The 19,260-nt window shown below is 49.2% G+C and carries 18 protein-coding genes; 6 read left to right on the top strand and 12 right to left on the bottom strand.

Features of this window, described 5'->3' with window-relative positions:
* Positions 1 to 27: 27 nt before the first annotated feature.
* The 3 genes from ACK8P7_RS01065 to ACK8P7_RS01055 are packed head-to-tail and all read right to left on the bottom strand — an operon-like array spanning position 28 to position 3,146.
* Entirely contained in the window at positions 28 to 927 is a 900-nt protein-coding gene (locus ACK8P7_RS01065) for an alpha/beta hydrolase (RefSeq protein WP_410042367.1), read from the bottom strand.
* Positions 920 to 1,831 (bottom strand): alpha/beta hydrolase, encoded by a 912-nt coding sequence (locus ACK8P7_RS01060; protein ID WP_410042366.1) that lies wholly within the window; start codon positions 1,829 to 1,831, stop codon positions 920 to 922. The genes ACK8P7_RS01065 and ACK8P7_RS01060 overlap by 8 nt, the downstream gene beginning before the upstream one ends.
* 13 nt (positions 1,832 to 1,844) lie before the next feature.
* Positions 1,845 to 3,146 carry an SLC13 family permease gene (locus ACK8P7_RS01055; RefSeq protein WP_410042365.1) on the bottom strand — a complete coding sequence of 434 codons (1,302 nt, stop codon included), beginning with the start codon at positions 3,144 to 3,146 and terminating at the stop codon, positions 1,845 to 1,847.
* A 192-nt stretch (positions 3,147 to 3,338) separates the two neighbouring features.
* Here ACK8P7_RS01055 and ACK8P7_RS01050 point away from each other — a divergent pair, with 192 nt between their 5' ends.
* From ACK8P7_RS01050 to ACK8P7_RS01040, 3 genes are read left to right on the top strand one after another with little or no spacing between them, the layout of a single operon-like run.
* Positions 3,339 to 4,325 (top strand): LysR family transcriptional regulator, encoded by a 987-nt coding sequence (locus tag ACK8P7_RS01050; RefSeq protein WP_410042364.1) that lies wholly within the window; start codon positions 3,339 to 3,341, stop codon positions 4,323 to 4,325.
* Positions 4,322 to 5,224 (top strand): LysR family transcriptional regulator, encoded by a 903-nt coding sequence (locus tag ACK8P7_RS01045; protein WP_410042363.1) that lies wholly within the window; start codon positions 4,322 to 4,324, stop codon positions 5,222 to 5,224. The genes ACK8P7_RS01050 and ACK8P7_RS01045 overlap by 4 nt, the downstream gene beginning before the upstream one ends.
* Entirely contained in the window at positions 5,172 to 5,447 is a 276-nt protein-coding gene (locus ACK8P7_RS01040; RefSeq protein ID WP_410042362.1) for a hypothetical protein, read from the top strand. Before ACK8P7_RS01045 ends, ACK8P7_RS01040 begins: the two co-directional genes overlap by 53 nt.
* Positions 5,448 to 5,675: 228 nt before the next feature.
* Here ACK8P7_RS01040 and ACK8P7_RS01035 read toward each other — a convergent pair whose 3' ends face one another.
* Positions 5,676 to 7,199, bottom strand: coding sequence for a UxaA family hydrolase (locus tag ACK8P7_RS01035; protein ID WP_410042361.1), 1,524 nt, complete (start codon positions 7,197 to 7,199; stop codon positions 5,676 to 5,678).
* A gap of 137 nt (positions 7,200 to 7,336) precedes the next feature.
* Here ACK8P7_RS01035 and ACK8P7_RS01030 point away from each other — a divergent pair, with 137 nt between their 5' ends.
* Positions 7,337 to 8,248 carry a LysR family transcriptional regulator gene (locus tag ACK8P7_RS01030; RefSeq protein ID WP_410042360.1) on the top strand — a complete coding sequence of 304 codons (912 nt, stop codon included), beginning with the start codon at positions 7,337 to 7,339 and terminating at the stop codon, positions 8,246 to 8,248.
* An 86-nt stretch (positions 8,249 to 8,334) separates the two neighbouring features.
* Here the strand turns inward: ACK8P7_RS01030 and ACK8P7_RS01025 are convergent, their stop codons facing one another.
* The 7 genes from ACK8P7_RS01025 to ACK8P7_RS00995 form a co-directional block, all read right to left on the bottom strand.
* Positions 8,335 to 9,525, bottom strand: a complete 1,191-nt coding sequence (locus tag ACK8P7_RS01025) for an iron-containing alcohol dehydrogenase (protein WP_410042359.1) — start codon at positions 9,523 to 9,525, stop codon at positions 8,335 to 8,337.
* Between the two features lie 240 nt (positions 9,526 to 9,765).
* The gene (locus ACK8P7_RS01020; protein ID WP_410042358.1) at positions 9,766 to 10,740 is read right to left on the bottom strand and encodes a mannonate dehydratase; all 975 of its coding nucleotides are present in this window, start codon (positions 10,738 to 10,740) and stop codon (positions 9,766 to 9,768) included.
* Between the two features lie 29 nt (positions 10,741 to 10,769).
* On the bottom strand, positions 10,770 to 11,693 hold the full coding sequence (locus ACK8P7_RS01015) for an alpha/beta hydrolase fold domain-containing protein (protein WP_410042357.1): 924 nt from the start codon (positions 11,691 to 11,693) through the stop codon (positions 10,770 to 10,772).
* 44 nt (positions 11,694 to 11,737) lie between these two features.
* Positions 11,738 to 12,631 (bottom strand): alpha/beta hydrolase, encoded by an 894-nt coding sequence (locus tag ACK8P7_RS01010; RefSeq protein ID WP_410042356.1) that lies wholly within the window; start codon positions 12,629 to 12,631, stop codon positions 11,738 to 11,740.
* A gap of 98 nt (positions 12,632 to 12,729) precedes the next feature.
* Complete coding sequence (locus ACK8P7_RS01005; protein WP_410042355.1) at positions 12,730 to 14,220, bottom strand: tripartite tricarboxylate transporter permease; 1,491 nt, start codon at positions 14,218 to 14,220, stop codon at positions 12,730 to 12,732.
* 19 nt (positions 14,221 to 14,239) lie between these two features.
* Positions 14,240 to 14,743: a tripartite tricarboxylate transporter TctB family protein gene (locus tag ACK8P7_RS01000; RefSeq protein ID WP_410042354.1), complete on the bottom strand. Its 504-nt coding sequence runs from the start codon at positions 14,741 to 14,743 to the stop codon at positions 14,240 to 14,242.
* 76 nt (positions 14,744 to 14,819) lie between these two features.
* Positions 14,820 to 15,908, bottom strand: coding sequence for a Bug family tripartite tricarboxylate transporter substrate binding protein (locus ACK8P7_RS00995; RefSeq protein ID WP_410042353.1), 1,089 nt, complete (start codon positions 15,906 to 15,908; stop codon positions 14,820 to 14,822).
* Between the two features lie 227 nt (positions 15,909 to 16,135).
* On the opposite strand from ACK8P7_RS00995, the gene ACK8P7_RS00990 reads away from it, so the two are divergent.
* Positions 16,136 to 17,125, top strand: coding sequence for a LysR substrate-binding domain-containing protein (locus tag ACK8P7_RS00990; protein ID WP_410042352.1), 990 nt, complete (start codon positions 16,136 to 16,138; stop codon positions 17,123 to 17,125).
* Positions 17,125 to 18,009, top strand: a complete 885-nt coding sequence (locus ACK8P7_RS00985; protein WP_410042351.1) for a LysR substrate-binding domain-containing protein — start codon at positions 17,125 to 17,127, stop codon at positions 18,007 to 18,009. The genes ACK8P7_RS00990 and ACK8P7_RS00985 overlap by 1 nt, the downstream gene beginning before the upstream one ends.
* 95 nt (positions 18,010 to 18,104) lie before the next feature.
* On the opposite strand, the gene ACK8P7_RS00980 is transcribed toward ACK8P7_RS00985, so the two are convergent.
* A complete protein-coding gene (locus tag ACK8P7_RS00980; protein WP_410042350.1) occupies positions 18,105 to 19,043 on the bottom strand; it encodes a LysR substrate-binding domain-containing protein in 939 nt (312 codons plus the stop codon).
* Positions 19,044 to 19,260 lie beyond the last annotated feature (217 nt).

Raw genomic sequence — 19,260 nt, 5'->3', positions numbered from 1 at the left:
AGCCAGAATATCGAACCCGTCGCACTATCAGTCTTCTGTGATTTCGCGCACCATAAGCTCTGTAGCTTCTTGCCAGCCCTCCATAAAGTGCGGAATGAAGCCATGCGATTTTCCAGGGAAGCGTTTCAGAATCACCTCTACTCCAGCTTCCGCCAGGCAAAGCGCATAATCTTCATCTTCATAGCGGAAATTACAAAGCCCAGCTGAAATAATCAGCGTTTTCGGCTGTCTGGCAAGTAATTCTGTCGGTGCATAGAGTGGCGAATTATGATAATCTTCGAAGTTCTCTTTCTTATCATCGAAGTACAGATCCGCAAAAGCTTTCGAGCGTTCCATGCCGATCTGGCGATCATAGGAATCAATCTTGTACTGATCCGGAATCCTGTATTCCAGTGGCGGATACGCAAGAATTAAAAGCTTCGGCATGAATCCTTCTCGCTCTGCACAGCAAATTCCCATCGCCGCGGTCAGAGAAGCACCCGCGCTGTATCCAGCCACCGTGATGTTTTCTTTCGATGCTCCCCACTCCTCTACATGGCTCACTACATAATCCAGCGCATCCATACACTGGTACAGAGCGACCGGATAAGGTGCCGTATCCGAAAGTGTATAATCGATATCCACTGTGATTCCGCGAATCTGATCCGCCACATATGCACTGTAATAGCTGTCATTTTCACGATGCGGTCCTATAAATCCGCCACCATGGATATTTATAAAAACCGGACAGTCTGCAGATCTGTTTTTCGCATTTAAAATGTCCATTCGATACGAAAAACCATCGACGGTTCTGGTGATAGACCGAATCGCTTCGCATCGCTCCAGATATGCACGAATTTCTTCTGGATAGGATGGCGCGGCTGAAGCAGGCCTGCGATTCGTCTTTTTAATAATGTTCAGTATTTCCTGTTTTCTCTCTTCAGTCATTTTCCTGCACCTCTCTGACTTTGCTATTGCGAAGATAGCGAATCATCAGCTCCTGCGCATCCTGCCATGCACCGGTCATGCGAACCGTAAAACCATGTGCACTTCCTCGATACGATTTAAAAGCGACCTCATTTCCTGCCTGCGCCAGTCTCTGACCATAACGTTCTGTAATCTTACGGAACGGGCAAAACTCTGCATTGATCACTAAGGTGCGTGGCTGGTTCTTCAGCATTTCATCGGAAGCAAACACCGGTGAACAGTATGGACTGCTTAAAAGGCGAATGTTTCCGCCACAATAGAGGGTAGAGAATGCCCTGCTTCTTTCATTTCCGGCCGTTTCAAATGCCATCGCATTATCCAGAGCAGCATAATCAAGTATTTGCAGCGCGAAGTGCATGTGCCCGCTCTTCGCAGCACGAAGGCATACTGCCGCAGCCAGCGCTCCACCAGCACTATGCCCGCCGATCGAAATCCGTGTCGAATCCGCTTTCAGTTCCTCTGCATGTGCAAACACCCACTCCGCTACATCCCATACCTGCTCAAACGCGGTCGGAAATACATAATCCGGAGTTACAGCATAATCCACATCGATTACCAGTCCCTGTATTGCATTGGCAATATGTGCACAGAGCAAATCATCATCCGAATCCTGCGGATGGATGAAGCCGCCTCCATGGAGGTTGATAAAAATCGGCATCGATTTCAGACAGTCCACTGCTTTGGTGAAAACGCATCGTACGGCCACACCTGTCGAAACACTTTCCAGCATTCTCTCCGTCCGCTCTACTTTCGTCTGATACTCCAGATAATCCTCCGGAATCACCCGCTCCTTAGCTGCATTTTTATGCATATTTGTGCGATCCAGAATTTCGAGCTGTTCCTTCACCTGTTCTTCACTTAACATCATCGCCTCCTTATCAACCATACACTGGGTAGAAAATACTTGCTGAAATAATCACAGAGATACACCCCAGGATCAGGTACGGAATCGTAAAGCGAAGAAGCTTTACCGGATTGTGATTTCCGATGGAGTATGCCATCATGGATGCCGCACAGCCGGTTGGAAACGCAATTGCAAGACAAGAAGATAGGACAACCACTAAAACAACCGCTTTCGGATTCATACCACCAGCCAGGGCCGTCGATGCCGCAATCGGTGTCATTATTGCCACCGTACCGTTATTACTGAGGAACGTCGTCATCACGACTGTCACCACACAGAAAACCGTAATGACCATAACACTTGACGGGTTACTTCCTAAAAGTCTCAGCACGAAATCACCGATCATCTGACCCGCACCAGAGGAGTTTAATGCTGAAGAAACCACAAGAACACCTGCAACGCAGAAAACCATATCACCAGCCAGTATGCAGGACGCCTCCTGCTGAGATACGACCTTGGTTAATATCAGTACGATACAGCCGGCAATCGGCAGAAGATAAATCAGATTTCCAAGCTGTGTAGAGAAAATAAACGCAAGCATGATGATGATAAATACTACAAATATAATCTGCTCCTGGCGCTTTGTCATTTTGGATGCCTGCTCTCTGCCGCCCTGCTGCTGCATGGCATCCATATCCATCTTTGTTTTCGGAATCAGTTTCCAGGCAAACAGGCAGTACAGTGTAAGTACGATCGATGGAATCATACCGGCCTTCATATAGTCAAACACAGTTAAAAGATACTCTGGATTGCTCTCCACAAGACCTTCATAATAAGCATTCTGCATAAGTGGAAGCGCCGCTCCCATGCCGACCGGAAAACGGCCGAACCAGGCGATGTTGATGGCTGCAATCAGAAAAAAGACACGAGACTGCGACAGATCCGTTGTATCATCCAGGGTGACCACCAGCATAACCATAACCGACATAAGCGCCGTCATGCCGATCAGCTGTGTCAAAAGAATCGTGAATCCGAAGATGGCAAGCAGAAGCAGCAAACCACTTTTCTTCTGAATGGTAGACATATGTCCACGGATAACGCTGACGAGACTGGTCTTTCCGATCGAACCTGCAACCAGCATCATGGTTGCCACGAGAATCGTGGTTTTATTTGAAAAACCCGAAAAAGCGGTGGGCAAGTCGACAATACCTGTCATGGCCAGTACCAGCATACAAATCATGCCTGTCATTCCATAGGATATTTTTCTCATCATAAACGATACCGCCATAAACGCCAGTACCGCCAGTGTGATCACCAATTGTACATTCATGTTCATTTGACCTCCTTGACAATAAATGAACTGCATATATAGGATGCGACTTCCAGGCCCGGCTCACATTCCAGCCGTTGTTTTCACGGCTACTCTATGCTCCTATGGTACGCTTGATGCACTTCTGATTCTAATATATACTGAACATATAACTATAAGGAAAAAGCATAAGGCTTTTTACGAGACAGGACGATCTACATGAATATTCTTCACTATGATTATTTTATCGCTATAGCAGAGAACAAGACCCTGACGCAGGCTGCACATGCGCTTCATGTATCGCAGTCTGTACTCAGCAGATACCTTCAGAATCTGGAAACGGATACCGGTATTCGTCTTTTTGCTACCGCCTCCGGAAGCTATGAGCTGACAGAAGCCGGTACCCTCTACTTGAAAAGTGCTCGAAAGATTCAATTCCTTCAGTCGCAGCTTCATCAGAAACTGAACGGTGCACGCACCCCAAATCTTCTTCGCTTTGGCATCCCACCCATCCGTGGCGGTGCTTCTCTGGCCTATATTTATCCCCATATGCTTGAGCGCTATCCATCGCTGCACGTTTCGGTCATCAACGAGAGATCAACCCTGCTTTATCAGAAGCTACTGGCGGGAGAGCTCGATTTCATCCTTCTGATGACCGAAGACAGGATGGACCTGAAGCCTTTGGATGTTCACTTTTTGCCACTGGAAAAAAAACGAATTCTGATGGGGATTCCCAGCTTCCATGCCCTGTATGTACAGGGCGGAACGGCCACCGCACCTTCCGTTTTATCTATAGAGGATTTCGCTTTAATGAAAGATGCCCCCTTCATTCTTCCTGATGAACTGACGGTCATCGGACGGTGCGTGAATCACTTCCTGAAAAGCCATCAGATTCAGCTGAATATTCAGCTTCAAACGTCGAACCGACTGACCAATCATCAGCTACTCATGGAAGGAAACTACGCCGGCTTTGTCGATGAAGAAAGTGCCACCCATATTTCAGGACTGCGTTATTTCACCCTGTCTGGACTGCCGGCTCTTACGGAAGGGATGGCTTTTCCGCTATATCGCACGCTCACGGATCCGGAACGTTTCTTTTTTTACCTGGAATATCAGCGGCTCAGGCAAAGCGGTTCCCGTTTTCTTGCCACCAATGAGGAAGTCCAGCACCTGCTCCACTCCTTCGACGAAAGGCTTTCACCATGAATTCAAAAATCTATGAATATCTTCTGGCGATTTACGAGGAATCAAATATCAGCCGGGCCGCTGCCCGCTGTTATCTTTCTCAGCCAGCACTTTCACAACAGCTGAAGCTCTATGAAGAAAAACTCGGTTTTTCTATTTTTGAACGTTCCAAGTCTGCCATGACGCCAACCCCTCGGGGCGAACTCGTGATCGATACAGCGCGTCAAATCGCAGCGGAAGAAAGAGGACTGCAAGAGGCACTCGAAAAGCTGAAAGAAACGGCCATTCATAATGTGTCTATTTATATTGAATTCACGATGCGGAATATGTTTCTTCGGGATATCTGGCCGGAAGTACGAAAAGTTTACGATGAGGCTCATCTGACCTTAATCGCCGGCGAAACTGACACTGCATTACAAATGCTCCAGAATGGTTCAGCCGATCTTCTCATTTATATGACACAGAAAGAAGTTCCCAAACCCTATATCCAGAAAACTTTCCAGGAAGACAGCTATGTGCTGGCAGCTTCACGCGAATGGTATACAGAACATGCACTCCAGGAAAAAATCTTGAAAAAGACTGGATGGACGCATGATCGGGTATTTGTTAAGGAAAATTACGCGCTTTCCCCTTCATTTCAGGAAGAAGCCATGACTGGAATCGGGCTGTCGGACTGTCCTCATATAGAAACCACCAGCACTTTTCAGGAGGCAGCGCACCTATGCGCCACCAGGAAAGGACTTTCCGTATTGCCCGAAAGCCTGTTCCATCTATTGAAAGAAGACTTTTTAAAACTCCCGCTACCGGAAGGATTCCCGGTAAAAGGCGTCACCGTATTTAAAGAAGAGCAGGCGCTGAATCCACTTTATGCGCTCATATGGAAACTTCTTAAAGAAAAGTATCAGACGCTCAAAGTATGACACGAGACCTGGCAGCGCCTATCTCTGCTGCGCGATCGTACCGCGCTACTACACAGACGAAAAAAATCCCAAGATCGGATGCTTCGTATTACCGAATCACCCGACCTGGGATCTCTGTATCACCTACCGTAAAGGTGCGTACCTCACCGACGCCGCGAAGGATTTCATCGCCATGGTACGCGCGTATTGGGCTGAGCACCTGGCACCGGTACAAACGAATTAAGGTAGTGAATAAAATCAGTGCTTATTTCGCGCCGCCACTGGCGGTGCGAGATGACGGGGCAAAGACGATCTATTTTCTTGCTTCAAGCAGCGCCTATCTCACGCCGCCTTCGGCGACGTTCGATACCGGGGCAAAGCCCCTATAAAATCGAAGAAGTCCACACAGGGACTCATGCGAGCATGGTCCCTGTGTGGACTTCTTCGATTTTGCACTGCTTGATGCAAGCGCCTACGTTATTGGTGCCGGGTTAAATACGCAGAGGTCGTTGGCGAAGCCGTACTGTTCGGTGTATGGTTTTTTGATGCCGGAGGCGACGTCGAGGATGAAGTCAAAGAGTTCTTCACCCTGTTCTGCGATGGTGCGGTCGCCGACGGCAGCCGGGCCTGCGTTGAAGTCGATGATATCCGGCCACTGTTCCTTCATTTCGTTTCTGGAGCAGAGCTTGATCACTGGTGCTGCGGCGAGTCCGTATGGTGTGCCACGTCCGGTCATGAATACTTCGAGGCCCATGCCGGAGGCGAGCTGAGACGGTCCGCAAACGAGGTCAGAGGCTGGTGTCGCTGCGAAGATTTCGCCGTGCTTCGTCGGCTTGTCGCCAGGGGACAGAACTTCAACGATTGGGGACGAGCCCGACTTTGCGATGGAGCCCATGGACTTCTCGATGATGTTCGAGAGGCCACCCTTCTTATTCCCTGGTGTAGTGTTCGCACCACGGTCGACACCACCCTTCTTCAAGTAATTATCGTACCACTTCATCTCTTCCACGAGACGCTTCCCTACCTCTTCGTTGATGCAGCGATGGGCGATGAACTGTACACCATCACGCACCTCGGTTACCTCGGAGAACATCGCGGTTCCGCCCCCGGAAACGAGGAGATCGGCGGCATAACCGGCTGTCGGATTCGCGGTGATACCGGAGAATGCATCCGAACCACCGCACTGCATGCCGACGAGCAGGTCGGACAGGGGCAGTTCCTCCCTCTTCCGCTCGTTCAGAATCCGCAGCTTCTTTTCTGCCATCTCGCAGATGGCATCCATCATGGCCTGGTATCCCTTATAGTTCTGAAGGACGATGACATTGTCCTCGTTATTCAGCTCCGGCCACCACTCGCAGAAACGGTCGACGGTAAACTTCTCACAGCCTAAACCAACCAGCATAAATACGCCGCCGAAATTCGGATGGGCTGCGATGTTGCGGATGATCTTCTGCGGAATGTAGGCATCCGGTGCATCGATGGCGACACCGCAGCCATATGGATGATTGATGGCGACGACGTCATCTACGTTCGGATACTTCGGCAGGATCTCCCGCTTGATGCGCTGGATGGCAACATTGAGCACACCCGCAACACACTGCACGGTCGTGTTGATGCCGAGGATGTTCCGGGTGCCGGCGTAACCACCGTTCGGATTACGATAGCCCATCCAGGTCGTTCTCTTCGGCTTCGGAAGGTCCGTGCGGATGTTCGTCGCAAATTCCATCTGATCGAGATCCGGTGCCGGTGCCATGATGAGGTTCTTCTCATTGATCCAGCCGCCGACCGGGATATCCTCTGCGGTCGTGCCGAGCACCACACCGTAGCGAATGACTTCGGATCCCTTCGGAAGTGCCTTCAGCGCGATCTTATGTGCCTGTGGGATGTCTTCCACGGTGACCACGCCCGGCATGACTTCGGTACCTTTCGGCACATCATGGATGGCGATGGCGACGTTATCACGCTCAGTGATTTGAATGCATAATCTATTTGCCATGCTTTTTCCTCCTTACTTTGGTTAAAAGCGATTGCTCATTCACTTGATATACTCATTATATTGCGTTAAAATATGTTAGTAAAATTAATTAATATGAATGCAGGATTAGTTTTCCTAACATCGCAGGTTTACTATTTATGGATACAAAACAGATCGAATACATCATTAAAATCGCCGATGAGGGATCCATCACCCGTGCTGCAGAGAAGCTCTTCATCACCCAGTCCGCACTCTCTCAGCAGCTTCAGAAGCTCGAGAAGGAGCTGGGCGCTCCGCTGTTCGTACGCAACAAATCAGACTGGACACTGACCCCGGAGGGCAATGTCTATGTCGAAAATGCGCGTGAGATGCTCCGCATCAAACAGAAAACCTACACGCTGATCGCCGATATGGCCGACACCCATCGTGGCTTTCTCTCCGTCGGCATGACACCGGGGCGGGGCTCCGATATGTTTCCATATGTCTATCCGAAGTTCCATGACCTGTATCCGGATTTCACGATCGAACCACGCGAACTCAGTGTGCGAAAGCAGCAGGAAGCAATCCACAAAGGTGAACTGGATATCGGTTTCGTCACGATCTCCGAACAGCAGAAAACCAACGACGAGTACATCGATATGTTCGATGAAGAAATCTTTCTGGCGTTACCGGAGCAGTATCCGCTCCCGGATGAATATCTGCAGACAGATGCACAGTATCCGGAGGTTCCTCTCTCGCTGTTCCGTTACGAGCCGTTCGTGATGATGTATAAGGAATCGACGATTCGTAAAACCGTGGATCAGATTTTTCATGATGCCGGCTTCAGCCCGACGGTTCTGTTTGAAACTTCGAATAACGCAACGATTCTATCCATGGTCAGTGCGAAGATGGCCTGTGCCCTCATTCCATACCACTATGTAAAAAAGCAGCCGGAAGGGGTCCGCTTCTATAGTCTCACGACACATCCGACATGGAAGGTCTGTGTTAGCTACCAGAAGAACACTTATCTCAGCAAAGCTGCGAAGGATTTCATCCAGCTGGTCGATGATTACTGGGAGCATGGGAAGTAAGAAAAAAACGTGCGCCGCCAGGCGCACCTTAATAAAGAGCCTGCATCAGCAGTCGCTGACGCGGGCTCTTTTTCGATACATCTTTTTTAATATGCCAGTCGGTAAATCTTCTCCATATCCTCGAGCTTCAGTCTAAGAATCGAACCGATGCCTCCATTCGTGGCCTTAAAGCAACCTTCTGCGAGGAGTTTATACTCTTCGTCGGTCGGGTTTACACCGAGCTCACGAAGGTTCGTCGGCATATGAATCGAACGGAAGAAATCTTCCATCGCTACGATGCCACGGAGTGCGGTCTCTTCGTCGTCTGCTCCTGCCTCGACACCGAGTACATTGACACCGAACTTTGCGAAGCGGGCCGGATTATGCTTATACACATAGCGTGCCCAGGTGCCCCAGATGGCCGCGAGGCCTGCACCATGCGCGACATCATAGAGTCCGCCGAGCTCATGCTCGAGGCGATGGCAGGACCAGTCGCCACCATCCGTGCCACAGCCGGTCAGTCCGTTATGGCTGAGGGAGGAGGCCCACATGATCTCTGCGCGCGCGTCATAGTTTGTCGGATCCGACATCAGGATGTGTGCATTGGCCATCACGGTACGAAGCAGGCCCTCTGCGATCGCATCCGTCAGCTCCATCGAACCCGCTTTATTAAAATAACGCTCCATCGTATGCATGCAGATGTCGGCAGCACCGGACATGGTCTGGTACTCCGGAAGGGTCATCGTAAGCTTCGGATCCATGATGGCGAAGCGCGGACGCGCGAGATTCGTGTTGTAGGAACGCTTGATGCCACCCTCATCCGTCATTTTCGTAATCACAGAAGAGTTCGACATCTCGGAACCGGTCGCCGCAATCGTCAGTACGACGCCCTGCGGCGTGCATGCACTCGCCTTCCGCTTGAAATCATAGAAATCCCAGACATCGCCCTCGGTCTTATCCGCGAGTCCATAACCGATGGCCTTTGCAGAGTCGATGACGGAACCACCGCCGACGGAAAGGATGAAGTCGACGCCTTCCTTCCGGCAGAGTTCGATGCCCTCATAGACCTTACTGAGGTGCGGATTCGGTACGACACCGCCGAGCTCGACATAGCCGATACCCGCTTCCTCGAGCTGCTTCTCGATCATCGGTACGAGCCCAGACTTCTTCACACGCTCACTTCCATAGTGGATCAGGACCTTCGTCGCGCCCTGCTCCTTCACAAGCTTTCCGGTTTCCACGGCCGTATCCGGGCCGAACACCACCTTCGTCGGTGCATAATAAACAAATGGCAGCATATGATTTCCTCCATTTTCCATCGTCATGTCTGCGCTGGTGGATATCATGCGATGTGAACGCAGATGCACCTTTGCAGATCAGGTTTTAGAATAATTTCATTGTAGCATAAAAATGCGGGCCGGGCAGACATTCTGCCTGCATCTTCGGTCAAACCACGGCACAGAAAAAGGATGCTGCATGCACAACACCCTTTTTCTATGCCTCATACGGCTCATCCTCTGAAAATCGCCGGATAAATACTATTCAGATTTTTTCTTCTCTTCTGCCTCTGCGCAGTGAAGCAGTGCCTTCATGTAACCGGTGTAATACGCAGCGGAGCGCTCGGAGAATCCCTTCCCATCTGCATTAAAAAACGGATGGTCAATGTTGAGATATCCGTCGAAGCCACTGCGTACGATCACCTTCATAATCTGATACATATCCGCATAGCCATCCTCGAGAAGCGTCTCCTCGAAGTACGGAAGCTGTCCGCTGACATTGCGGAAGTGAATGATCGGGAGCTTATCGGCTTTCACGAACTCTTCGATGTCCTGATAGAGATCACCGAAGTGCTCAGACTCCAGCCAGCAGCCGACGCACATCTTCATCGTGAGATACGGGCTGTTACCGGCTAGTTCGAAGGCTCGACGATAGCAGTCGGAATTCCAGATGAGGCAGGCTACGCCACCAGCCTCCGGAATCGGTGGATCGTTCGGATGAAGTGCCAGCTTGACATCGGCTTCTTCACATACCGGAAGTGCCTTATCCAGGAAGTATTTGAAGTTCTCCCAGATTTCCTGCTCTCCGTATACGCGGTCATTTGAAATCGGACGGGACTGAATCTCGTCGAGATCACAGATAAAGGAATTCTGACCGTGGTTATACTTGCCGGCACCGATCCGGGTACGGAAGATACCATTCGGCTGCCATGCGATATAGTTGATCGGAACGCCGGCCTGACCAAGTGCTCTCGTGAACTCGTTGTACTTCGCGATCCACTCGTCACGATCTTCACGGCCGAGATGAATCGACGGGCACTTCTGCAGCTGCGGGCAGCCTGCATTGGAAATCTGAAGATCATACTTCGCCGCACGCTCCTGGAAACGCAGGATGCCATCGTAATTTGCATCATCGCCGATGAAGTTCACGGCAAGATAGTGGATGCCCTGTCCCTGCTGGTAGCGCATCTCCTCATCCGTCATCTTACTCGAACAGTTGCTTTCGATTTTGATCATGGCTGTACCTCTGTTCGTCCGATACGTCGTCACTTAAGATTCTTATCAAAAAATGCACGGATGATTTCCTTCGTTTCCTGCTGGAAAAACTCCTTCGTTCCATGGCCCGCACCATGAAGGATATAAAGGTCTGCGCGATCTTCCATGCCCGCCTTTACGATATCGTCATAAAATGCTTCACTGATGTCACAGGACACCAGCTTATCGCAGTCGCCATGCAGAATGAGAATCGGACACATCTCCTTCGTCAGGATATATGGCGGACAGTATGGCTTCGCACGTTCCTTCAGGGTCGACATATCGCCACCGAAGAGCGCACCTGCATGTGTATCCTCTGGCTTTTTCCAGCGACAGTTCGGATTTGTCTTCATTTCACGCGCATCATCGTCGATCAGCTTCACGAAATCAACCGGTCCGAACATATCACAGCAGGCCTGCACATGCGACGAATACTCGCTCCACTCAGCACTTTCATACGCATCTGAATTCATGGCAGCGAGCGCCGACAGCTGTCCACCCGCGGAGCGTCCGATGATACCGATATGCTCCGGATCAATTTCATATTCATCGGCATGTGCACGAAGGAATCGAATCGCCGTCTTCACGTCGATGATCTGTGAAGGCATATGCTCCTCGGCACTGCTACGATAATACATCGATGCAACCACATAGCCTGCATCCGCAAGGAACGCCATCTCCGCTACCATAAGGTTTTTATCGCAGCCACGGTAGCCGCCACCCGGAACCCACAGAATCGCCGGCTTCGGTGTCTTATCATCTGCCTCGTCGTCATGACCGGAGGCGAGTCGCATCTCACTGTTTCCATTCTGCAGCATGATGGACATCTTCAGCTCCATCTCCTGTCCGTTCAGATTCTTCTGTCTCGAATACACGATATTGTCAATAAAATTAATACTTTTTCTGGTTCTACCCGGCTCAATTACTTTTTTCATATACTTTCCTTTCCAGTAGCACTCACTCTACACTTACTGTTCTTTTACAGTGACGCTCGTTGAATCGTATCGATGACCAGCTGCTGACCAGCTTCCCATTCATCTGTGCAATGCACGATAAATCCATGATACGAATCGAGGAAACACTTCTGTGTCACCTTTACACCCGCCAGCACGAGACGCTTCGCGTACTCGGCATCCTCGAATCGGAAATTATCATGACCGGCACTGGTTATGAGCGCTTCCGGAAGTCCCTTCAGCATCTCCTCTGATGCGAGTAATGGACTGCAGTACGGGTCCTTCAAATTCTCAAGCTCACCATCCGTATAGGCGAGACTGAACATTCGTCCTCTCTCCACCGGAATCATGTTCGTCTCTGCCTCCGGTTTATCTGCCGGATCCGTCACCATATCAAACGCACCATAATCCAGCACCTGAAGACAGAACTGAAATTCCTTTGTCTGATTTGCCTTTAAACATACGGCTGCCGTCAGGTTTGCACCTGCACTATGTCCGCCCATGGATACGCGCTTCACGTCGGCACCCCAGTGCTGCAGCATGGAAAACACCCATCTGCATACTTCATACGTTTCATTAAATGCTTTTGGATATGGATACTCCGGTGCCAGACTATAGTCCACATCCACCACGATGCCCTGAATCGCATCGGCTACCTTTGCAGAGTAAATCTCATCCCGTAAAACATGTGGGCGTACAAATCCACCACCATGGACATTGATATGGACCGGACAGTTCCGTGTACGATTCTTTGCCGTAAAGATATAGCACGGAACCGGACCTTCGGATGTGGTTACGCTGACCTCTTCACGTTCCGCGAGATCCAGGTTTTTTTTGTATTCTTCTGTGATATTTTCCTTTGCTACGCTGGTGCCACGAAGCGCAACAATCATCTTTTCTTTTTCTTCCTGTGTCAACATCGTCTGATTCCTCCTTCGATATGTATCTTTCTCATGAAAACTTCTAAAAATGAGAGTAGAAAAGCCGAAGCCTTGCAAGCTTCGGCTTTCATGAATTTTCAGGCCGTCGCCTTCTTTTTCTTAAGCATCTTTGAAATCAGCGGACCGATTACACTGTAAACAGCAATCAGGATAAAGATAAGAGAAATCGGACGGGTAAGGAAAGAGGTCATATCCCCCTTCGCATAGGAGCATCCCATACGGAAATAGCTCTCGATTTTACTTCCCAGAATAAATGCAAGCATAAGCGGCGTACTCGGCATCTTAAAGAATTCCATCAGGATACCGATTGCACCAAATACCAGTACCAGGTAAACACTGAACATCGACGTCGACGCAGAGTATGCACCAAGGAAGCAGATCATAAGAATCGCACTGTACAGATAGTGATATGGTGCCTTTAAAAGCATCGGGAACCAGCGCTTCGTCAACAGCTCTGTGACGAAAATCAGAATTGCAGCGATCAGCACGGTAGCAAAAATAAGATTTGCCAGTAAAGGATTGTTTTTGATGAACATCGGCCCCGCCTGCAATCCATGAATCGTCATAGCAGACATCAGTAGAACGGTCGTCCCATCACCTGGAATGCCCAGTGCGATCATCGGGATGATGGCACCACCGACACCCGCGTTATTTGCAACCTCCGTTGCCCAGATACCTTCATCGATACCGGTTCCGAACTTCTCCGGATGCTTGCTCATCTTCTTCGCCTGTCCATAGGCGATCAGGTTTGAAATACCGGAGCCCATACCCGGCAAAAAGCCGATCCAGAGTCCGATGAAAAGTGATGTGATGATCACCTTCAGATTATCCTTAAAATCCTTAAAGCTGAAACCGAAGCCCTTCAGCGATCCGGCGTCTACTTCCGGCATCGTCAGATTATTCTTTGCATAGCTTGAAGCAACCTGCTGTAGTGCGAAGGTACCCATCAGGAGGCATACGACATTGATTCCACCATAGAGGTTCGTATTATGAAAAGTGAAACGAAGCTGGTTCGTTACCATATCCGAACCAACCGTAGAAAGCCACAGTCCGAAAAAGGCTGCCAGAAGACCCTTAAAAATGGAGCCTTTACTTAATCCAACGACCATCGTGATGGCCATCAGGCAGAGACTGAAGTACTCCCATGGTCCGAGTTTCAGTGCAACATCTGCGATAAAGGTAGAGCAGAAAGTCGCTACGAGAATAGAAACCAGCGTACCGATGAAGGAGCCGGTGATACCGATGGAGAGTGCGCGTGCCGCCTGTCCCTTCTGTGTCATCGGATAACCATCATAGCAGGTTCCGATCGACGCAGCAGATCCAGGGATTCCGACGAGTACCGCTGCAATAAAGGAGCCGGATACACCACCAACATACATGCCGAGCAGCATCGCGAAGCTTAAGTTCGTATTTAAAGCGAACGTCATCGGAAGAATCAGTGTGATGCCGAGACCTCCGGACAGACCAGGAATCGCGCCCAGAACACATCCAACCAGAGAACAGATATACATCATGATGAAGTTCACTGGCTGGAATAACACGCCAAGTGCAGAAAGATAACTTGCCATTTTTATTTTCTCCTTCCAGTTAAGGCATCCGAATGCCGAGTGCCTCAAAAAGCACACCCTTCGGAAGTGGAATATTGAAGCCCTTCGTAAATCCGAAATAGCAGAGACTGCCCAATGCGACACTTAATACGACAGCAAATAGAATATTGATCTTCTTATCTACCTTCAGTGTCATGATGAACATCATCATGCCCATCATCGACGTAATCCAGAAGCCGATCAAATTCATCGCCACACAGAAAAGAATGCACTCCAGCATGATCCGTCCGAGACGCTTCCATCCATCTTTATCAAGATACGGAGCTGCGCCATGCTCATTCTCTTCTTTTTCTTTTTTGCCATCGAAAATCATCGAAAGAATCGCCATGATAATCATGCCGATCGCAGAAATAAATGGAAAGAGCTTCGGTCCAGGCTCGTTAGAAACCAGCTTTTCAGGTATCAAGGCCGTTTGAAATGCGACCCACACAGCGAATACGATAAATGCGATTCCCATCACATAGGTACGATTCAGTTTTTTCATTGAAACCCCCTTTTCAAAAATACCGGCTGCCCGTAAGGACGGCCGGACATGTTTCAGTTTCGTTCAGTTCGTATCATCAGCGAACCTTCAGCCCCATGGAACCTACGAGTTCATCCAGGGAGCTCCACTCTGTTTCGAGAGCCTTCTTTGTATCCTCATAGTTCACAGCCGCGATATAGGTTGCCATTTTATTATTGCCATCGATGAAGGACTGAACCGTGGTTGCCTTCTGAATCGCCTCATTGATTGCCTCACAGATTTCATCCGGTGTATCCTTCGGAACGACTATATAGTAATTTGAATCCCATGTCAGACTTACATTCTGCTCCTGTGTGGTCGCAAACTTCTTATCCAGCTCTGTACCTACCAGCTCGCTCATGTTTTCCAGTGTCGCCGCCTTTGGTCCGATACTTCCCAATATGGTCAGCTTTCCATCGGCATCATAGGATACCGCGTTCGGGATGGAGCAGTTTGCGATATCAATCGAGCCGGCTGCAACATTGGTCAGCTTATCTGCCTCGGAAGAGCACTGCACATAGTTTACCGAATTCGCATCACCGGTCAGCTCTTCGATGAGTGACGTGAACAGCACCTGCGTCGTACCGCCTAAAGAACATCCTACAACGACATCCCCCGGATTTGCCTTGATATACTCTGCAAGCTCTGTAAAATTCGTGTATGGTGCGCCTGGTTTCGCGATGATGGCCTGCGGACCACCCTGGTTCATGATGCCCACCGCCTTAACATCATCCTTGATATTTACTTCCGAGGATCCGGCCAGATACTGAATGATCGAGCCACCATGGCAGGCACCGAGTGTTAAACCATCTGGCTTCGCATTCTTCACATGCTCCATGCCGACTTCACCGGTATCGTAGTTTGTAACGACGAAGTTCACACCTGGACATACCTCGCTGAGTGCCTGCGTCAGATAACGAGTATATAGATCGGTTCCGCCGCCTGCCTTCGCAGGAACATCGACATATACATTATCTCCGGACTTCCATGGTCCTACGCCTTCACCGGCTGCCGCTGCTGCAGCTTCTGTGCCTGCATTTCCAGAAGCTTTCGTTGCTTCCGGAGCTGCAGATGAGCCACATCCTACGAGACCGGCAGCCAGGATGCACGTAGCCATCATACCTGCAAATAATCTGTTTTTCTTCATAACGTTTCTCCCTTTCTTTGCGAAATATAATATGATTTTATGTTTCATTCACGTTTCCTCATTCGTCATCTTTCTTAATTGAAAGTAATCCTATTCAGAAATACGTGATTTTGTTCAGCTCGCATCGTTTATGCCTGTATTATGCTGCGCAAAATGACGATTGACAAGCTTGAAAGACTTATGTAATTTATAAGCAAAAGTAATGCAACTTTACGTAAGGAATCACTATGAATACAAAGCAGCTACACTATATACTGGCTATTGCAGAAGAAGGAGGCTTAACTGCGGCTGCGGAGAAGCTTCACATAACGCAACCAGCACTTAGCAAATATCTGGCAGAGCTCGAAAAAGAACTGGGAACAGAATTATTTTTCCAGCACAAAAAACGTTACTACCCTACCGCCGCCGGTAAAATCTATCTGGATGCCGCTTCCCGCATCATCGCCGTAAAAGAGCAGACCTATCAGATGATTTCTGAGCTTTCGGTCGGTTATCAAAAAACGATCACCATCGGAGTTACACCGCTGCGTGGTTCTATTGCAATTGCGAAAATTTTCAATCAGTTTCATCGGCGCTATCCGAATGTAAAAATCGAAATGAAGGAGCACTATATGGCAGGACTTCGAAAGGCCGTGCAGGTTCACGAGGTCGATCTGGCACTTGGCACCTGTGACGATCCGGATGAGCCCGGCATCGTGCATACCTCCTTTCATGAAGAGGAGGTGGTTTTGTTTGTCCCTGCCTTTCACCCACTCGCTTATCAGGCAAGCCATGACCTCTCCCATCTGACTGCGATCGATATCCGAAAATTTAAGGATACCCCTTTCATTCTGGCAACGCACAATTCTACCATACGTCATACGACAGATATGCTTTTACAGCAGAATCAAATGCAACCGACCATCGTATATGAAGCCGATAATAACTTGATTCTGAAAAACATGGCGGATCAAGGCGCCGGCGTCACGATTCTGGCACGTAGTCATATGGAGCCGTCGAGAAACCTGGTTTACTTCAGCCTGAAGCCAAAATGTTTCGTCCACATGACCGTAATGTCCGCGCCGGATCATATTCTGTCAGAAGAAGAACGCTATCTTATCGCTCTGAACTATCAGATGGAAGCTCAGAATCCGAACTATCATTTCAGCCCGAATCAGGCAGCGAAGAATCTGATTGAAGAATTCCAGCTTTATCACATAGAAAGGCACACGCTCTGATGGATACAAAACTGATCGAATATGTCATCGCCATTGCAGAAGAAAAAAGTCTGAGCAAAGCCGCCGAACGCCTCTATCTCTCACAGCCAGCGCTTAGTCAGCGTCTGAAAAAGCTCGAAGACGAGCTCGGGACGCAGCTGTTCGTCCGAGAGCGCGATGGTCTCACACTTACAGATGCAGGTCGAATCTATATCAATGGCGGGCATTCCATCCTGCAAATAAAGAGAGAGGCACTTCGTAAAATCTCCTCTCTCACGCACAGTAGTAAAAATTCTCTTCGTTTTGCCTGCGCAGCTTCTTCTGCACTGGAATGCATTCCTGCATTTCGAAAACATCATCCGGAAATCGAACTTATGGTACGGCGCAGCAACAGCTTAACCGCAAAGGAAGATCTCATCATGGGACATGCGGATCTCGGTGTTCTGCTCACTTCATCCCTGCAGCACTCCGTACTCGAGTATATCCCACTCTGGACCGGAGAACTTCTTCTCGCTGTTCCGGATGGGCATCCGACGCTCCTTGCCGAGGACATCGAGAAAGGAGACTACTCCGCGATTCAGAATGACTACTTCGTACTCACTCATGCGCCTTCTTTCGTGCGTAACGCAGAGGATCAGGCCTTGCGTAATATGCAGATTCAGCCGAATATCCTCTGCGAAATCGAGGATGATGTTTCTCGACGCTATATGCTGAATAAGGGGCTCGGTAATGCTTTCATTCCGAGTCATCTGTCTCACCCAGAAGATACGTTTTATACATACTCCCTGAATCCTCCGCTCACGTTTTACATCGTTGCTGCTTATCAGAAATCCATCAACCTGTCCGAACCTATGAAGCAGCTGATCCGTCTTCTTCTCACTGAATATGATCAGCTTCCATCCTGAATAACATCAAAACCTGGACTCGCACCATCTCGGTACGCTCCAGGTTTTTCTTTTTCATTCGCATATTCTGTTTTTCCGACTAGAAGTAGCTTTCTTTATCCTGGCACAATACTCTTAAAATTACTTACCCGCGTATTATACTTCCGTATCAGATCTACGAGCACGAGCTCCGGTACGGAAAGATAGCTTCCCTTTCGATACGCAACCGAGGAATGCCAGTGAATATGTGGCTTCACAGTGAAATAAACGATCGGTGCATCCGGATCCACATAGAACGCCGGAAAGAAAGCACTGGCAAGCTGCGCCTTTACAGAGCGGATTCTGGTTTTACTTCCCGAAGAGGTATAGAGTACCTTCGGCTGAAAACCCGCCGTTCGAAAAATCTCTGCCTCGATATCCGAGCTCTTCGTCTCCGGCGCAGCCAGCAGGAACTGCGTATCCTTAAACAGACTGAGCTCCACCTCCGGCAGGCGCTCTGCACTGTTTTCTCCGGCGAGATAAGCGAGCGGATGTGAGGCCGGTACACCTAATACGATTTCCTCCTTCACATTCGCAATATAAGATAAGCTTGGATTCTGCTGCCCCTCTGTAAAGGTCGTACAGGCGAGATCCACCTCCTTGTTGATGAGTGCCTGCTCCATACGTTTATTCCGCAGCTCCTTCGTATGAAAGCGGATCTCCGGATACAGCATATGAAACACCGGAAATACTTCAGAAAACATATCGGCACCGCGCTCCGGCGTATACGCGATCGAAATGGTGCCATGGCCTTCCTGGTGGAGATCATTCAGCTTTTTATACGTATTTTCCTTTATCTGCAGGATGTCTCTCGCTCCCTCCAGATAAATCTGTCCGGCTTCCGTCGGCACCATGCTGTGCTTCCGACGTTCAAACAGCTGCATTCCGAGCTCTTTCTCCAGCTTCAGCAGCTGCTGATTCAGCGCAGACTGCGTGAGAAACAGGCGCTCTGCAGCCCGGGAAATACTTCCCTCGCCTGCGATCGCCAGGATATTTTCGATCTGCTTCAGTTCCATATCTCGACACTCCTTTCCACGGCCGTTTCTTAATCGAGTTAAGTTTAAATCTAATTTTCTATAAGTTGAATTAAGAGTACATCCATCCTATGATGATTTCAACAGATATATCACATAACTGTTTCGCATCTCTCGATTTTCTGAAATCCAGAGCTACAAAACATGTCAGAATAAACAGAGCGTAGCACTACGCGTCAAAGCTTACCGAGCAGTGCCT

It is taken from the genome of Oribacterium sp. P9 (assembly GCF_046365365.1).
GTDB lineage: Bacteria > Bacillota > Clostridia > Lachnospirales > Lachnospiraceae > Oribacterium.
Note: the sequence above shows the minus strand (reverse complement) of the source record. Positions and strands in the feature narration are given on the sequence as shown.

Excerpts from the sequence above, each read along its gene's own strand:
- ACK8P7_RS01065 (WP_410042367.1), bottom strand. The coding sequence starts at position 927 with ATGACTGAAGAGAGAAAACAGGAAATACTGAACATTATTAAAAAGACG.
- ACK8P7_RS01060 (WP_410042366.1), bottom strand. The coding sequence starts at position 1,831 with ATGTTAAGTGAAGAACAGGTGAAGGAACAGCTCGAAATTCTGGATCGC.
- ACK8P7_RS01055 (WP_410042365.1), bottom strand. The coding sequence starts at position 3,146 with ATGAACATGAATGTACAATTGGTGATCACACTGGCGGTACTGGCGTTT.
- ACK8P7_RS01050 (WP_410042364.1), top strand. The coding sequence starts at position 3,339 with ATGAATATTCTTCACTATGATTATTTTATCGCTATAGCAGAGAACAAG.
- ACK8P7_RS01045 (WP_410042363.1), top strand. The coding sequence starts at position 4,322 with ATGAATTCAAAAATCTATGAATATCTTCTGGCGATTTACGAGGAATCA.
- ACK8P7_RS01040 (WP_410042362.1), top strand. The coding sequence starts at position 5,172 with ATGCGCTCATATGGAAACTTCTTAAAGAAAAGTATCAGACGCTCAAAG.
- ACK8P7_RS01035 (WP_410042361.1), bottom strand. The coding sequence starts at position 7,199 with ATGGCAAATAGATTATGCATTCAAATCACTGAGCGTGATAACGTCGCC.
- ACK8P7_RS01030 (WP_410042360.1), top strand. The coding sequence starts at position 7,337 with ATGGATACAAAACAGATCGAATACATCATTAAAATCGCCGATGAGGGA.
- ACK8P7_RS01025 (WP_410042359.1), bottom strand. The coding sequence starts at position 9,525 with ATGCTGCCATTTGTTTATTATGCACCGACGAAGGTGGTGTTCGGCCCG.
- ACK8P7_RS01020 (WP_410042358.1), bottom strand. The coding sequence starts at position 10,740 with ATGATCAAAATCGAAAGCAACTGTTCGAGTAAGATGACGGATGAGGAG.
- ACK8P7_RS01015 (WP_410042357.1), bottom strand. The coding sequence starts at position 11,693 with ATGAAAAAAGTAATTGAGCCGGGTAGAACCAGAAAAAGTATTAATTTT.
- ACK8P7_RS01010 (WP_410042356.1), bottom strand. The coding sequence starts at position 12,631 with ATGTTGACACAGGAAGAAAAAGAAAAGATGATTGTTGCGCTTCGTGGC.
- ACK8P7_RS01005 (WP_410042355.1), bottom strand. The coding sequence starts at position 14,220 with ATGGCAAGTTATCTTTCTGCACTTGGCGTGTTATTCCAGCCAGTGAAC.
- ACK8P7_RS01000 (WP_410042354.1), bottom strand. The coding sequence starts at position 14,743 with ATGAAAAAACTGAATCGTACCTATGTGATGGGAATCGCATTTATCGTA.
- ACK8P7_RS00995 (WP_410042353.1), bottom strand. The coding sequence starts at position 15,908 with ATGAAGAAAAACAGATTATTTGCAGGTATGATGGCTACGTGCATCCTG.
- ACK8P7_RS00990 (WP_410042352.1), top strand. The coding sequence starts at position 16,136 with ATGAATACAAAGCAGCTACACTATATACTGGCTATTGCAGAAGAAGGA.
- ACK8P7_RS00985 (WP_410042351.1), top strand. The coding sequence starts at position 17,125 with ATGGATACAAAACTGATCGAATATGTCATCGCCATTGCAGAAGAAAAA.
- ACK8P7_RS00980 (WP_410042350.1), bottom strand. The coding sequence starts at position 19,043 with ATGGAACTGAAGCAGATCGAAAATATCCTGGCGATCGCAGGCGAGGGA.